General features: G+C 65.4%; 12 protein-coding genes and 2 pseudogenes. 5 read left to right on the top strand and 9 right to left on the bottom strand.

The window, feature by feature from the left end; translation table 11 throughout:
* Positions 1-2: 2 nt before the first annotated feature.
* The 8 genes from E7Y32_RS10860 to galE all read right to left on the bottom strand — a co-directional run bounded on the left by E7Y32_RS10860 (position 3) and on the right by galE (position 5786).
* The gene (locus E7Y32_RS10860; protein ID WP_261382417.1) at positions 3-476 is read right to left on the bottom strand and encodes a pilus assembly protein TadG-related protein; all 474 of its coding nucleotides are present in this window, start codon (positions 474-476) and stop codon (positions 3-5) included.
* Positions 473-913 (bottom strand): hypothetical protein, encoded by a 441-nt coding sequence (locus E7Y32_RS10855; RefSeq protein ID WP_146337119.1) that lies wholly within the window; start codon positions 911-913, stop codon positions 473-475. Before E7Y32_RS10855 ends, E7Y32_RS10860 begins: the two co-directional genes overlap by 4 nt.
* Complete coding sequence (locus E7Y32_RS10850; RefSeq protein WP_146337118.1) at positions 894-1301, bottom strand: TadE/TadG family type IV pilus assembly protein; 408 nt, start codon at positions 1299-1301, stop codon at positions 894-896. The genes E7Y32_RS10855 and E7Y32_RS10850 overlap by 20 nt, the downstream gene beginning before the upstream one ends.
* Before the next feature lie 3 nt (positions 1302-1304).
* Positions 1305-1562 carry a hypothetical protein gene (locus tag E7Y32_RS10845; protein WP_146337117.1) on the bottom strand — a complete coding sequence of 86 codons (258 nt, stop codon included), beginning with the start codon at positions 1560-1562 and terminating at the stop codon, positions 1305-1307.
* Between the two features lie 39 nt (positions 1563-1601).
* Complete coding sequence (locus tag E7Y32_RS10840; RefSeq protein WP_146338524.1) at positions 1602-2531, bottom strand: type II secretion system F family protein; 930 nt, start codon at positions 2529-2531, stop codon at positions 1602-1604.
* Positions 2532-2539: 8 nt separating this feature from the next.
* Entirely contained in the window at positions 2540-3394 is an 855-nt protein-coding gene (locus E7Y32_RS10835) for a type II secretion system F family protein (RefSeq protein WP_146337116.1), read from the bottom strand.
* Positions 3394-4617 (bottom strand): CpaF family protein, encoded by a 1224-nt coding sequence (locus E7Y32_RS10830; RefSeq protein ID WP_146337115.1) that lies wholly within the window; start codon positions 4615-4617, stop codon positions 3394-3396. Before E7Y32_RS10830 ends, E7Y32_RS10835 begins: the two co-directional genes overlap by 1 nt.
* A 125-nt stretch (positions 4618-4742) precedes the next feature.
* The gene (gene galE, locus E7Y32_RS10825) at positions 4743-5786 is read right to left on the bottom strand and encodes a UDP-glucose 4-epimerase GalE (protein WP_146337114.1); all 1044 of its coding nucleotides are present in this window, start codon (positions 5784-5786) and stop codon (positions 4743-4745) included.
* Between the two features lie 234 nt (positions 5787-6020).
* Between galE and E7Y32_RS10820 the strand changes: the two genes are divergently transcribed.
* The 5 genes and pseudogenes from E7Y32_RS10820 (at position 6021) to E7Y32_RS10805 (ending at position 14007) form a co-directional block, all read left to right on the top strand.
* A complete protein-coding gene (locus E7Y32_RS10820; protein WP_146337113.1) occupies positions 6021-8585 on the top strand; it encodes a GH25 family lysozyme in 2565 nt (854 codons plus the stop codon).
* A gap of 775 nt (positions 8586-9360) precedes the next feature.
* A pseudogene (locus E7Y32_RS16545) lies at positions 9361-9711 on the top strand (M43 family zinc metalloprotease); the annotation flags it as partial.
* A gap of 81 nt (positions 9712-9792) precedes the next feature.
* The gene (locus E7Y32_RS10815; RefSeq protein WP_261382415.1) at positions 9793-11850 is read left to right on the top strand and encodes a hypothetical protein; all 2058 of its coding nucleotides are present in this window, start codon (positions 9793-9795) and stop codon (positions 11848-11850) included.
* A 118-nt stretch (positions 11851-11968) separates the two neighbouring features.
* A complete protein-coding gene (locus tag E7Y32_RS10810) occupies positions 11969-12784 on the top strand; it encodes a glycosyltransferase (protein WP_146337111.1) in 816 nt (271 codons plus the stop codon).
* A 23-nt stretch (positions 12785-12807) separates the two neighbouring features.
* Positions 12808-14007, top strand: coding sequence for a lipopolysaccharide biosynthesis protein (locus E7Y32_RS10805; RefSeq protein WP_146337110.1), 1200 nt, complete (start codon positions 12808-12810; stop codon positions 14005-14007).
* Between the two features lie 384 nt (positions 14008-14391).
* Here E7Y32_RS10805 and E7Y32_RS10795 read toward each other — a convergent pair.
* A pseudogene (locus E7Y32_RS10795) lies at positions 14392-15589 on the bottom strand (IS110 family transposase).
* Positions 15590-15604: the final 15 nt, after the last annotated feature.

Here is a 15604-nt window from a genome sequence, read left to right as displayed (position 1 = left end):
CGTCAGCGCGTCAGCCGGGACCGCGCCGTCGACGCCGCCTCGATCCGGAGCCCGTCCGGAACCAGGAAGTTGACGATCGGCGGGTGCACGGCGGCGCTGAGGACCACGACGGCGGTGGACCCGTCCGGACTGCCCGTGGCCGGGGCGACTTCGAGGCCGCTGAACCGGCCAAAGGCCCCGGTGCGGTTCAGGTAATCGGCGGCGGCGCTGCGGACCCGGCCCGCGCTGAGAACAGCGGTGGGACCGCCGGTGGAGTCCTCCAACTGGCCCAGGGTGAAGCTGTCCGCGGCGGCCACGGAGGCCCCGTCCGCCAGGGAGAGCAGCTTCTTGTGTTCGATGTAGACGCTGGAGGCGCCCGCGACCGCGGCGGTGACGAGCAGGGCCAGCAGCACGTAGCCGATGATCAGCACCATCAGCTGGCCGTCCTCGCCGCGGCGGTTTTCCCTGCGGGCCCGGGCGGCGGATCCGGCGGTCATCGGAACCGCCCGACGAGCTGGGTGGCGGAGGCGCTCACCTGCCCGGCGTCGAGCTTGAGCACATCGCTGAACGGCACGAAGGGCAGCGGCACGGTGAGTCGGACGGTGACGGTGACCGCGGAGCCGGGTGCCGTGCAGCCAGCCGGGTCGCAGCTGGTTTCCACGCTGGCATTGTCGGCCGGGTGGCCGTAGTCGGCGAGCGCCAGCTGCACGGCCTGCTCGGCGGCGGCCCGTCCACTCGCCGCGTCGGGCTGGGCCACAAAGACCTTCGCCGCCTGGTCCGCGGCGCCCACCACGGCGAAGGAACCGCCCTGAAGCTGGCCCACCGTGATGATGAAGTAGACCACCGGCACCATCAGCAGGAGGCAGAGGAAAGTGAACTCGACCACCGCGCTCCCCCGCTCGGCGTCGACGTTGTCAGGGCTGGATGGCGGCATGGCCCTTCACCTCCAGCAGTTCGCGGGGGCCGATCAGGCCGATCACGGGCAGCGGCGCCCGGATAGTCACCTCCAGGGTGCGGACGCCGGCGTAGCTGGTCTCCGCGGTGCTGACGTCCTGGGCAAACTCCGGGGTGAGGGCGACGCCGATCAGCTGGGTGGCGCGGTCCCGCGCGTCGGCGGCGGTGCGGTCGGCCAGGGTGCCGTACCGGGCCCCCGAGGCGGCGGCGTCGATCAGCGTGTTCCGGACGTGCAGGACAAGGGCCAACTGGATGATGGCGAGGAAGAACAGCGTGAGCAGGCTGCCGACCAGGACGAAGTCGACCACAGCGGAGCCGCGTTCGCCGCCGGTGGTCCCAGCGGCACCGCGTTCGGCGGCTGCCTCCACCGCCTACTGCCCGACTTTTTGCATCGCCTGGTTGAAGAGCCCCTCCAGCGCCGGCCCCGCGAGCGCCAGCAGGGCGGCGACGAGCACGGCCGACATCAGGGTGATCATCACCCAACCGGGCACGTCCCCGCGTTCGCGCGGGTCCACGCTCCCCGCTCTGGCAGCGTGCGTCCGGCCAGGCGTCCCGGCGGAGCCGGGGCTCCACAACAGCAGGCCCGCAAGGCGGACCAACAACATCGTGCGAATACCAGTCGTCTTCATTGCTACTCCTTTGTCTCTTGGTTGGTCACTGCGCCCCGCTCAAAGCCCCAGGCTGATGGCCGCCAGACCCGGGAAGACGGCGAACACCACCGTCAGCGGCAGCACGCCGAAGACGAGCGGCACCATCATGCCGATTTCCTTCCGCCCGGCGGACTCCATCAGCTCGCGCTTGGCGGTGTCCCGCACGTCCTGGGCCTGGGCGCGGAGGACATCCGCCAGCGGTGTCCCGCGTTCGACCGCCACGATCAGCCCGTCAACGAAGCGGACCAGCGGCCCCAGCTCGGTGCGGGTGGAGAACTCCTGCAGGGCCTCCGCCAGTGGCTTGCCGGCCCGGGTATCGGCAAGCACGCGGGTGAACTCCTTCGACAGCTCCCCTTGGGTTCTGCGGCACACCCGGTCCAGGGCGCCGGTGGCGCTTTCGCCGGCGCTGACGGCCAGGGCCATCAGTTCGGCCACGCTGGGGAACTCCGCCATCATGCGGGTTTCGCGCTTCTTGACCTGGGCGCCCAGCACATAGTCGCGGAGCAGGAATCCGGCGAGGCCGGTGCCGGCGACGATCAGCACCGCGAACAGCGGGTTGAAGCGGCCGGCCACTCCGCCCAGCAGCACGATCCCCGCGGCAGCCACAAATCCTCCAGCCGCCCAGAGCAGCTGCTCCGCGCGGAAGTCCACTGAGGACTTGCTGCTTCCGGCCCGGGCAAGCCTGCGGTTCAGTGCCGACGAACCCGGGTTCAGCCGGCCCAGGGCACGGATCCAGTCGCGGATGACCGGCCGGAGGATCCGTGCCAGCGGGCCGAACGGAGTGACGTTGCCGTGCGTGGCGCGCAGCAGCCGGGATTCCACGTTCTGGGACCTCAGCTGCGGGCCGATGCGCTCGGTGAAGCTGACTGGCCGCAGGAACGGCAGCCGTACCAGGAACAGCCAGAGCCCGCCGCCCAGAACGACGCCGCAGGCCACCGCCCCCGCCATCAGGCCGCTCACCGGAGGACCCGTTCGTCCTGCGGCAGGGCGCCGATCCGGAGCATCACGGCGTAGGAAAAACCGGACACCAGGAGTCCGCCGATCAACACGGCGGTCCCGACGGGCGAGTTGTAGGCTGCCACCGCTTCGGGCCGGCTCGCCAGGAGCACCAGGACGATCCACGGGGCAGCGACGGCGAGCCGCGCGGCGTTGACCGTCCACGACTGCCGGGCCTCCAGTTCGCTGCGGGTCCGCGCGTTCTCGCGCAGGAACTCCGCGAGGGTCCCCAGCAACCGGCCGAGGTCTGAGCCGCCCACCTCCCGGGTCAGCCGGAGCGCCTCGACGATGCGGTCGGCCACCGGGTCCGCGAGCCGTTCCTTCAGCCGGCTAAGGGCCGGGTCGAACTGCCCGCCGGAGCGGTAGTCGGCGCCGAAGTCGCGGAACAACGGACGCAGCTCGGAGGGGCCCTTTTCGCCCAGCTGGATCAGCGCTTCCGGCAGCGACAGTCCTGCCCTGATCGCGGAGCGGAGGTGGTCGACGACGTCGGGCCACAGCTCACGGAGCACGGCCGAACGCTTCCGGGCCCGCCATTTCACCAGCCCCAGCGGCAGCCAGCCCCCGAACAGGCCGAAGCAGCCGGAGATCGGCCAGGACCGGGTGCCTGCGAAGAACACCAAGGTGACGAAAGCGCCCACGCCGAAGCACGTCGCCAGCAGGCCGAGCCGGCTGACCTTTTCAATGCCGGCCGCCTGCAGCAGGTCCTCCAGCCGGCTGGTTCTTTCCCGGCGGCGGGCCGGCCGCGGCTGTTCCCAGGCGGACCACCAGATCAGCAGCAGTCCGGCACCCCCGAGCACCCCCAGCAGCGGCGCCATCAGCGCGGCTCCAGCAACGCCGCGACGTCGTACCCGGCGCGGGCAAATTTCTCGGCCGCAGGCATCGAGTTGGCCCTGGGCCGCAGCCGGCCGTCGGAGAGGTCGAAAATCATGGACGATTCGATGATGCCGTTTTCCACCCTGCGGCCCAGCGAGAGGATCTCGGTGACCTGCCGCCGCCCGTTCGGCAGGCGGCTGCAGTGGACCACCAGGTCGATGCAGGAGGCCACCGTGGGGACAACGAAGGCACTGGAAATGTTCTCTCCCGCGAGCAGCGGCAGCGTGCAGATCTTGGTGACGGCGTCGTGGGCCGAGTTCGCATGGACCGTGCACATGCCCGGCAGACCGGAATTCAGGGCGATGAGCATGTCCAGGCTCTCGGCTTCCCGGACTTCGCCGACCACCAGACGGTCCGGCCGCATCCGCAGGGCCTCCTTCACGAGGCGTCGGAGCGGAATTTCGCCCTCCCCCTCGAGGTTCGGCTGCCGGCACTGCAAGCCGACGACGTCACGGAGCGGGAACTGCAGTTCAAAGATCTCCTCCACGGTGACCACCCGCTCGCGGGTGCCGATGCTGGCGGCGAGGCAGTTCAGCATGGTTGTTTTGCCTGCCTGGGTGGCGCCCGAAACGAGAATGTTCAGCCCGCTGGCCACCGCCGCGCCGAGGAACCGGGCCGACTGCGGGGTGAGCGTTCCCAGCTCAACGAGGTGCTCGAGCCGGCTGGCCTTGACCACGAACTTGCGGATGTTGATGGCCCAGTGCCGCCGGGTGACGTCGGGGATCACCACGTGCAGGCGGGAGCCGTCGGGCAGCGCGGCGTCGACGAACGGCGAGGACATGTCCAGCCGGCGGCCCGAGCTTTTGAGCATCCGCTCCACGAGGTCGCGGACGTGCTGCTCGGTCAGGGCGATGGACGTCAGCTCCGACTCACCGTTGCGGGCCACGAAAATCTCATCGGGGGCGTTGAGCCAAATCTCCTCGATCGCGGGGTCGTCCAGCAGCGGCTGCAGCGGTCCGAAACCGGCGACGGCGTCGAACACAAACCGGCGGGCCGTTTCGAGGGATCCGATAGGAGGCAGCGGCGCCAGCAGCGCCCGTTCGTCGTAGTCGGTGATGGCTTCCTCCACCAGGCGCCGGACTTCGCCGGCCTGCCGCAGCGGATCCAGCCCGCGGCGGCGGATCAGTTCACGGACCTCGTCCTCGACGATGCGCACAGCTTCCACGGTGCCCCCAACCTGACCGCTACCCCTCCCCCTGGGGCAGTGCAACTGGGGTTAAAGCTAAAGGAGCAGTGGAGTTCGGGCAAGGGTGCCGGCCACCCTTTGTGGATAAGTGGCCGGCGGGCTCCCTACTCGGTTTTGGCGCCGGTGGCCTCGGCCACCGCGGCGTAGCCGTGCGGGTTGTTGCTCTGCCAGCGCCAGTGGTCCTCGCACATCTGCGCGAGGTCCCGGCGCGCGGCCCAGCCCAGGTCGGCGAGTGCGGCCGAGGGGTCTGCGTAGCTGACCGCGGCGTCGCCGGGGCGGCGCGGCGCGAATTCGTAGGGTACCGGGTGTCCCGCGGCCTTGCCGAACGCCTCGATGACCTCCAGCACGGAGGAGCCGCGGCCGGTGCCGAGGTTCCAGCGGAACACGCCCTCCCTGTCGCCGAGGTAGCCCAGCGCGGCCAGGTGCCCGGCCGCGAGGTCCATCACGTGGATGTAGTCACGCACCCCGGTGCCGTCCGGCGTCGGGTAGTCGTTGCCGAACACCATAACCTTCTCGCGGCGGCCCACAGCCACCTGGGCCACGAAGGGCAACAGGTTGTTGGGGATACCGCTCGGGTCCTCGCCGATCAGGCCGGATTCGTGGGCGCCCACCGGGTTGAAGTAACGCAGCAGCGCGATGCTCCAGCGCGGGTCGGCGGCACCGAGGTCGGAGAGGATGTCCTCGATCTGTTCCTTGGTGCGGCCGTAGGGGTTGGTGGCGTCCAGCGGCGCCTTCTCGATGAGCGGAACCTCCTCGGAGGCGCCGTACACCGTCGCGGAGGAGCTGAAGACCAGGCGGCGCACGCCGGCGGCGTCCATGCTGTGCAGCAGGTTTAGGGTGCCCACCACGTTGTTCTGGTAGTACCAAAGCGGCTTATCCACCGACTCCCCCACGGCCTTCAGGCCGGCGAAATGGATGACGGCCTCGAAGCCGCCCTCGGCGAAGACAGCGTCGACGGCGGCCGCGTCAAGCAGGTCGACCTCGCGGAAGTCCGCGCTCTTGCCGGTGAGCCGCTCCACCCGGCGCAGGGATTCGGGGTTGGAGTTCATCAGGTTGTCGAGAACTACAACCTCGTGCCCCTCCTCAAGCAGACAAAGCGTCGTGTGCGATCCGATGTAGCCGGCCCCGCCGGTAACCAATACCTTCATGCGCTCCAGTGTAGGAGGGACCTAGGGTCACAGCTAACAGGCCGCCTTACCCCGCAGCACAACTCCAGTCACATGATTCACATCAATCACACTGGTGACACCTGTTCCGGGGTGTTAGGGTAGGCGCGATAAGTCAGCGAATCCCAGTGTCGCTTGTCATCTAAAGTCCTTCGGAGTGACGCGACACCTTGCCATGCAGCGCTAAAGAAGCGCTCCAGCGTTCCGGAGCACACCATGAAGCGGATCCCAATTTCCCGCACCAACAACATCAGCCCCCAAGTCAACTTTATCTTGGCCGTGGTACTGCTGATGACAAGCGTGGGCCTCGCCATGCCATTGCCCGCCCTCGCGTCCCCCACCCCGGCGCCGAGTGGCAATCCCACTGCGCTTCCGGCACCCGGCCCTGCTCCGACGCCGACTCCCGACGGCCGTGCTGTGAAAAGCCTGCCGGCGTCCGCTCCGGTTCCACTTGCGAGGCCGGATCGCACGGGCCTGGCCGCCGCGATTGGTGCCGGGGCCGAGATGGGCCAACGTTCAGCACGCGTCATGCGCTCCAGCACGGGATCGCAGGGTTCCGGCATAAAAACGTTGACACCCGAGTCCCTAACAACTGAGGGAACGTGGAGTCCGACATTCGGTGTGGCAGGGCTCGATGTCAGCAGCCATCAGCCGACGGTGGATTGGCAGCAACAGTGGAACATGGGGGCCCGGTTTGCCTATGTAAAGGCAACGGAGGGCAACTACTACCCCACGGAGATGGACAATCCGGTTTACAAGCAAACTTTCGACGCCCAGTACGCAGGGGCGCGGAACGTCGGAATGATCCGCGGCGCCTACCATTTCGCGATCCCTAACTGGTCCTCAGGGGCGGACCAGGCACGCTACTTCGTCCAGAACGGAGGCGGCTGGAGCGCAGATGGCTACACGCTGCCCCCTGTTCTCGATTTCGAATTCAACCCCTACGCCGGCCGCACCATCAGCGGCTTCTACTTCGGCGATACGTGCTATGGAATGTCCGCGGTCAACCTCGCATCCTGGGTCCGCGAATTTGGCAACACCATGCTTTCGCTGACAGGTCGGTTGCCTGTGATCTACACCAACACGTCATGGTGGAACCAGTGCTTGGGAAATGTGTCCGGACTTGGCAACTACCCGCTCTGGGTTGCGAACTACCCGGACGGCCCAACCAACAACGCCGGCCCGATCCCGGCGGGCTGGAGTGGCTTCAGCCTCTGGCAGTACAGCAGCACCGGACCTTTCGCTGGAGATTCTAATGTCTGGAACGGGGACTACGCCTCGCTGCAGCGTTTTGCGTCCGGGTTCACGGTGAACCCCCTGGGGTCCATCGGGATGACTTGGACAGCACTGGGAGGAGGGAACGGCAAGCTCGGCTACCCCGTCACCAGCGAAATCTGCGGGCTCGTCAACGGCGGCTGCTACCAGGGCTTCCAGAACGGCACCATCCACTACGCCCCCGGCGTCGGCGCCTACGCCACCTGGGGCGGGATCCGCGCCACCTGGGGCGCTCTCGGCTACGAGAACGGCAAGCTCGGCTACCCCGTCACCAACGAAATCTGCGGGCTCGCCAACGGCGGCTGCTACCAGGGCTTCCAGGGCGGCACCATCCACTACGCCCCCGGCGTCGGCGCCCACGCCACCTGGGGCGGAATCCGCACCAGCTGGGGCGCTCTCGGCTACGAGAACGGCAAGCTCGGCTACCCCGTCACCAACGAAATCTGCGGGCTCGCCAACGGCGGCTGCTACCAGGGCTTCCAGGGCGGCACCATCCACTACGCCCCCGGCATCGGCGCCTACGCCACCTGGGGCGGGATCCGGGCCACCTGGGGCGCTCTCGGCTACGAGAACGGCAAGCTCGGCTACCCCGTCACCAACGAAATCTGCGGGCTCGCCAACGGCGGCTGCTACCAGGGCTTCCAGGGCGGCACCATCCACTACGCCCCCGGCATCGGCGCCTACGCCACCTGGGGCGGGATCCGGGCCACCTGGGGCGCTCTCGGCTACGAGAACGGCAAGCTCGGCTACCCCGTCACCAACGAAATCTGCGGGCTCGTCAACGGCGGCTGCTACCAGGGCTTCCAGAACGGCACCATCCACTACGCCCCCGGCATCGGCGCCTACGCCACCTCAGGACCCATCCGGGCCACCTGGGGCACCCTCGGCTACGAAAAGGGCAAACTCGGCTACCCCGTCACCAACGAAATCTGCGGGCTCGTCAACGGCGGCTGCTACCAGGGCTTCCAGAACGGAACCATCCACTACGCCCCCGGCATCGGCGCCTACGCCACCTCAGGACCCATCCGGGCCACCTGGGGCACCCTCGGATACGAAAAAGGTAAACTCGGCTACCCGACGGGCGTCGAAGTCTGCGGGCTCGTCAACGGCGGCTGTTCACAAGACTTCCAGGGCGGCGCTATCCATTACGCCCCCGGCATCGGCGCCCACGCCACTTGGGGCGGCATCCGCACCACCTGGGGCACTCTCGGCTACGAAAACGGCAAACTCGGCTACCCCGTCACCAACGAAATCTGCGGACTCGTCAACGGCGGCTGCTACCAGGGCTACCAGAACGGCACCATCCACTACGCCCCCGGCATCGGCGCCTACGCCACCTCAGGACCCATCCGGGCCACCTGGGGCACCCTCGGCTACGAAAACGGCAAACTCGGCTACCCCGTCACCAACGAGATCAGCGGACTACCCAACGGGGGCATCAGCCAGAGGTTCCAACACGGCGGCATCACGTGGTCACCCACAGACGGAAGCGTCGTCCTCCCCTAGGTGCTCGACCCTTGCCGAATAGAGTGGTTGAAATGTATCTACACAGTCCAAGTCCCTGTCCTGCGCCAACCAGCAGCAAATCTGTGGCCCCAAATTGAGGAAGAAGTGCCTGGAACTGACGCGGCGGCAATAGCGCCTATCGCTGAGGATTTGCGCAGTAATTACAACGATTGGTCATTGGTACGGCAGGTTTTGCGCAAGTCGCCTCGCCTTTTGCCTTGGCATCCGTAGACTTGCCACGTTTCCCGGTCTCCCGCGGCCGCACCGCTGAGCATTGGCGGGGCGGCGGTCTCACGAAGGTCAATAAGTGAATTCAATTCGGAAGTCGGCCGTGCTCGTTGCCACGCTGGTACTTTCTCTGTCGTCCATACCCGTCGTCACAACCGCACCCGCCTGGGCCGAGCCTGCTCCGACGGCATCGGCTACGCCCACAGCCACCAGTGAATCTAAGGCGACATCGGCCTCTTCGCAGACGGCGATCGTGGGCGAACCAACCGTTCCGGAACCCACCGCAGTTGAAAACCCGGCTCCAAGCTCCTCCGCTCTTGCCCCCACACAGGGGACGTTACCCGCCGAGCACACTTTCCAAACTCCGCCTGCAGACGGGCTAAAGGGCGCCGCTCCAAGGAAACTGACTACTGAAGCCTATTCACTGGATAGGTCCGGCTCCATCAACGTGCGAATCGTCAAGGTCCAATTGGCCGACCGGAAGGCCGACATTTACGACACGGATGTCATCGGTGCCGTATCCACCGCCAACAACTATTGGCAGGCCATGACCACAGGTCCGAACGGCCCGAGGATCCGGATGAATCTGGGGACCCCGGAAAATTGGACGAGCAAGGCAACGTCAACCCAGAGCTACTCGGCCATGATGAACACGATTTCGGCCGAGCTCGGTTGGCCGGCCAGCCCAAGCCCTTGGACTGCCCTTGTTGTTTTCGTGTCGACCCCGACGCTGTCCGACGGAGCCTACGGGGCCGGCTGGAGTTACAACGGCACGAGCGGCCGGGTGATCATGCCTCTTCCCGGTCCGAACCAGATGACAAGCAGCGTATTGACACACGAATTCGGCCACGTGCTAGGACTGATGCACGCCAATGCCCTCCAGTGCTCGGACGGAGCCCAAGACGTTCGCACCAATCCGGACGGCACTTTTGCCAATGCTAGCTGCAGCATCCAAGACTACAAGGACACTCTGGACCTGATGGGTGCGTCCCAGCCGAGCCAGCCCGTAATCAGCTCACCGATGTGGGAGTTCGGTGGCTTCGGACGCGGCGACGAAATCCTTGATGCCGGTTCGGCCGGCACTCGAATGAGTTTCACTCTCAAGCCTTGGGCCGGTACGGAAGCCAACCGTGCTCTCAAGTTCACAGACCCGGTGAGCGGCGAGGTCTACTACATTGAGCTCCGTCTGCCAGTCGGCTACGACTCGGCTGTCGCCGTGAACGGCAACCGAGGCGTTAAGGTCGTCCAGGCGCTCGGCGCCGGCTCCATTGCCCTGCAGCCCAGCACGCTCGGATTTCCGGGCTATTACGGGAAGAATCAGGCCTGGCAGCCGGGGCAAACGTTTACCACCCACGCGGGAACACGGGTGTCCATCGACTGGCTCTCGTCCACCGCTGCCGGCGTGACAATCGAGTCAGTTGCCGGAGTAGCTGCGAGGGCCATCGCACCTGTCGCGTCCGCCACCGCATCCCTAGGAAATGCCACCTCCGGTGTTCTTTGCGGCCTGCGCGACGGCGGCTGCTACCAGGCGTTTGAGGGCGGTACGGTCCACTGGGTACCCGGCGTCGGCGCTTACGCCACCTGGGGCGGGATCCGCGCCACCTGGGGCGCTCTCGGCTACGAGAACGGCAAGCTCGGCTACCCCGTCACCAACGAAATCTGCGGGCTCGCCAACGGCGGCTGCTACCAGGGCTTCCAGGGCGGCACCATCCACTACGCCCCCGGCATCGGCGCCTACGCCACCTGGGGCGGAATCCGCACCAGCTGGGGCGCTCTCGGCTACGAGAATGGCAAGCTCGGCTATCCCGTCACCAACGAAATCTGCGGGCTCGCCAACGGCGGCTGCTACCAGGGCTTCCAGGGCGGCACCATCCACTACGCCCCCGGCATCGGCGCCTACGCCACCTGGGGCGGGATCCGGGCCACCTGGGGCGCTCTCGGCTACGAGAACGGCAAGCTCGGCTACCCCGTCACCAACGAAATCTGCGGGCTCGTCAACGGCGGCTGCTACCAGGGCTTCCAGAACGGAACGATCCACTACGCCCCCGGCATCGGCGCCTACGCCACCTGGGGCGGGATCCGGGCCACCTGGGGCGCTCTCGGCTACGAGAACGGCAAGCTCGGCTACCCCGTCACCAACGAAATCTGCGGGCTCGTCAACGGCGGCTGCTACCAGGGCTTCCAGAACGGCACCATCCACTACGCCCCCGGCATCGGCGCCTACGCCACCTCAGGACCCATCCGGGCCACCTGGGGCACCCTCGGCTACGAAAAGGGCAAACTCGGCTACCCCGTCACCAACGAAATCTGCGGGCTCGTCAACGGCGGCTGCTACCAGGGCTTCCAGAACGGAACCATCCACTACGCCCCCGGCATCGGCGCCTACGCCACCTCAGGACCCATCCGGGCCACCTGGGGCACCCTCGGATACGAAAAAGGTAAACTCGGCTACCCGACGGGCGTCGAAGTCTGCGGGCTCGTCAACGGCGGCTGTTCACAAGACTTCCAGGGCGGCGCTATCCATTACGCCCCCGGCATCGGCGCCCACGCCACTTGGGGCGGCATCCGCACCACCTGGGGCACTCTCGGCTACGAAAACGGCAAACTCGGCTACCCCGTCACCAACGAAATCTGCGGACTCGTCAACGGCGGCTGCTACCAGGGCTACCAGAACGGCACCATCCACTACGCCCCCGGCATCGGCGCCTACGCCACCTCAGGACCCATCCGGGCCACCTGGGGCACCCTCGGCTACGAAAACGGCAAACTCGGCTACCCCGTCACCAACGAAATCTGCGGACTCGTCAACGGCGGCTGCTACCAGGGCTACCAGAACGGCACCATCCACTACGTCCCCGGCATCGGCGCCTACGCCACATGGGGCAGAATCCGCACCACCTGGGGCACCCTCGGCTACGAAAACGGCAAACTCGGCTACCCCGTTGAAAATCCCCGCTGCGACGCCGTCAGCGCAGCTTGCGTTCAAAGGTTTCAGCACGGCAACGTCAGCGACACAGGCGCGGTTTCTCTCGGTTGATTGACTTCCAGTAACGTTGTAGCGGACGACGCCTGCACGGTTTGGCGTCCGCTGTCGTCTACGCGAAACTCATCACTCCGGGGGCGACTCTCGTCGACCATGACAAGGAACGTCGCAAATGACTACGGAACAGAATCCATACGTGTCGGTCGTGGTTCCCGCGATCAGGCTTGATTCTTGGCTCGATCAAGCTTTAGATTCGGTACTTCGCCAAGAAGAGGTAGACCTGCAACTCATCGTCATTCTTGACGGCGTCGAGGAGGATGGACACCGCCGTTGGATGGATGAGTCCAGAGTGACGATCCTACGAAACCCGACGCGGCTTGGAGTCGGGGCGACACTCCGCCGGGCAATGGCCCAGGCGCGCGGCGAGTTCATTGCCAGGCTTGACGCGGATGACATCGCCAAGCCGGGACGGCTGATCCAGCAGGCCATGTATCTTCGTGACCACCCCGACACTGTGGCCGTAACGTCGCAGACGGAGCTGATCGACGACACCGGTGCGGTCACCGGCAGGATGCCCTTTAAAGCGGGTGCGGACGTCCGCACCCGACTACTCCTTCAAAACGTGGTCGTCCAATCCGCGGTGATGTTCCGGCTCAGTGACTATCGACTAGTTGGCGGCTACGAGCCGTTGAGGCAAATGGAAGACTATCTGCTTTGGCTTCGGCTCGCTCAGCGTGGAAAGATCGCAATTCTTCCGCAGATCCTCGCCCAGTATCGAGTCCATGGGGCTCAGCTAAGCCGCGGGGCCAAGCCCTACGGCAGCCACATCTCTAAAGTGCTCATCGCTCGTCGAAATTTGAGAAAAATTCTGGGCACGTCCGCTGTAGTGGCTTTCGCGAAGGACGTCACTTGGATTAGCGTCCAATACGTCCGATTTTATGTCCGTACTCCCCTTCGAAGCCTCACGACGAAGGTGCGAGGCAAATGATTCGGAGCACAGTCTGGCTCACCATGGCGTTGGCAACGAGAAGTCTCGGACAGGCAGGGCTGCTGATCGTTTTCGCCAGGTTCGGGTCACCCGAGACCCTGGGCAACTATTCGCTGGCGCTGGCTGTAACCGCTCCCATTTTTGTTTTCTGTGAGTTCGGCCTCCGCACGGTCTACCTGACACATCGCGGTAACCAGCCCTTCAGTGCGTACCTCCACGTCCGGCTGGCAACCCTCAGCCTGGCAATGATTTTGACGGCGGCTATCGGTTCAATATTCTTGCCTGAAATGAGCGGGATCCTTCTGCTCGTCAGCCTGCTCCGGGCAGCGGATTCGATGGGCGAGCTATACTCTGCGCCCCTCCAGCGTCACGGCGAATTGCCGACCATACTGCGGGCTTTTAGCACTAACGCCGCCCTCACCATAGGGGTCGGAATCGCCGTACTGGCCGCTTTCCATAACCTCTATTATGTCATCGCCGCGCTAATCGCAGTTTCAGGCGCCACGACTTTACTGCTCATGAAACGACCCACCGATGACCTGCTCCCCAAAATGAAGTCGGCAAACGCTGGCGCCAGGCCACGGTGGGAAGACCATGTATCCGTTGTCAAAGCCGGCCTGCCCACTGGTATCTCGTGGGGGCTCTTGTCGCTGCTGTCCTCGATTCCGCAGTACTTCCTAGCCGCCTATTATTCCCAGGTTGAAGTCGGCTATTTCGCCATCATTCTCTATGTCGTCGTCGTCGTCGAGATATTCTTGAACGCCGTCAGCCAGTCATGGATCCCCAGGGCAAAGAAGTTGCTTGCCGATGCTCCCTCATTCTTCGTCGCCGTAGTCAAAACAGCCATCGTTTGGACCGCCGCGTTCGTTCCATTGTCGGCCGCGGTTTGTGCCGCCGCATACGTTATGCTGCCGATAATCTTCGGCTCCACCTACCGAATCGACTGGGACGAGATCATCCCGCTGTTCGGATCGCTAGTGGTGCTTCCGCTCGTATTCTTCTCCGCAATGGCGCTCAACGTTGCCAACAGCTACGTAAAGGCTCTAACTACAAGCATCGTGGCGGTTGCGTTGGCCAGCGCAGTAGCGTTTCTGCTCATCCCGGGAGGCGGGGTACCAGGTGCGCTCTGGGTCAGCTTCGCGGCTTTGGCGAGCCGAGGCGTCCTCTCCTTGGCAGCTTTGGCGGTGGGCCACAGGAAGCGAGTCCCACAACTGGTGCCTTAGGGAACTGAGTCATGACGTTTTTTGATACGTGAGGCTGGCACTAGGAGAGTTATGGTGTGCCACGTCAAGGCCCGTTTGACGCTCCACGGGGACACCTGAACGTTAAACTTGTGGCGGCGGGTCGGACTCACGTCGCTTCGGAGCTGGGAGTATCCCGAAGGATCGCCCATCGGCGCGTCAAGAGCTTCCGGGCTGAGGGGCCACCGGGCTGTAGGGCAGCTGATGCCGCCCAGGGTCTTAGCCGAGGCGCAGGAACGCCGAAAAAGCCGTCCTCGAGGCCAGGAGGTCCTCCCGGTTCAGTCCGCTGCTGCTCGAAGCCGACACCGGCGTCACGTTAAGGACGGCGCCCCGGATCCTGCATCGGGGGTGTCCCTATACTTTTGGTCAAGCGGCCTGGGGAGTCTCTGCCTCGTAGAGAGTTCCGTTCTTGAGCTGGCGAAGATGACGTCGCAGCGGCGCCGGGTCAGGCAGATGACGGCCGCGTTGTGTTTCTTTCCTTGGGCGCGTTTCCGGTCGTAGTAGGCCTTGGAGAGCGGGTCGTGGCAGGACGCTATCCAGGCTGATCTGAACAGGGCGTTCTTGAGTTGTTTGTTGCCGGAGCGGCAGTGAATTCGCCGCGGATGGAGGTGCCGGACCGGCGGGTGACCGGCGCGATGCCGGCGTAGGCCGCGAGGTGCCCGGCGGTTTTGAAACTGCTCGCGTCGCCGATGGTAAGGAGTATCGTCGCTGCGGTCTTGATGCCGACTCCCGGCATGAACATCAAGACCCGGGAAAGAGGGAAGTCATCGAGAAGTTTTTCGACTTCGGCGGCGACGATAGTGCGCTGGTGTTTGAGCTCCTGAATCTGGGTGGCAACGCGCGGGATGACGAGCTCGACGGCTTCGGTTCACGCGACGGTCACGGTCTGTTCTCCGAGCGCGGTAGAGATGGCGTCGATGAGTTTGGCCGGGTCCTTCCGGCTGTGGTTGCGGGTCCAGCGCAGCACGTTCGGCCGGCTGGCGGCGCGCAGGCCCGTGGGACCGGCGTATTTCATCAGCAAGTCCAGGACCAGCGGCCGGGTCAGGACCGTGCCGGGAAAGGCGCGTTCCAGAGCCGGGAAGATCTACAGCAGCAGGGACCGCAGCCGGTTGATCGCCCGGGTGCATTCGCGGGTCAGATCGGCGTCAAACCCGGAGACAACCTTCAGCGCCGAGAGGACCTCGCTGCCCCGGTCAACGGTCCGCAGCGTGTGAGGCATCGCCCTGGCCGTCTCGGCGATGATGAACGCATCCCGGGCATCGGTTTTCGAGTTGCCGGGATACAAATCCGCCGCTTTGCGCATCACCAGACCCGGCAGATAAGCGCCCTCGCAGCCGCAATCCCCGGCCACCGCCACGGGCAACGCCCCGATGGTGTTGGGCTGGTCCACGACCATCAGCACGTTCCCATGCTGCTGCAAAGTCGTGAAAAGCTCCCGAAGCCGGGCCTCGTCCTGTGGCAGCGGCTTATCAAAAAGGCGTTCGCCGGCGCGGCCCAGCGCAGTGGCGTGGTGTTCGCTCTTGCCGACATCACGTCCGCAGTAAACATCGAATCCCTGATCCATACTGGCGCTCCTTTG

Source organism: Arthrobacter sp. UKPF54-2 (assembly GCF_007858535.1).
Lineage (GTDB): Bacteria > Actinomycetota > Actinomycetes > Actinomycetales > Micrococcaceae > Arthrobacter.
This window is presented reverse-complemented; position numbering and strand designations above follow the sequence as displayed.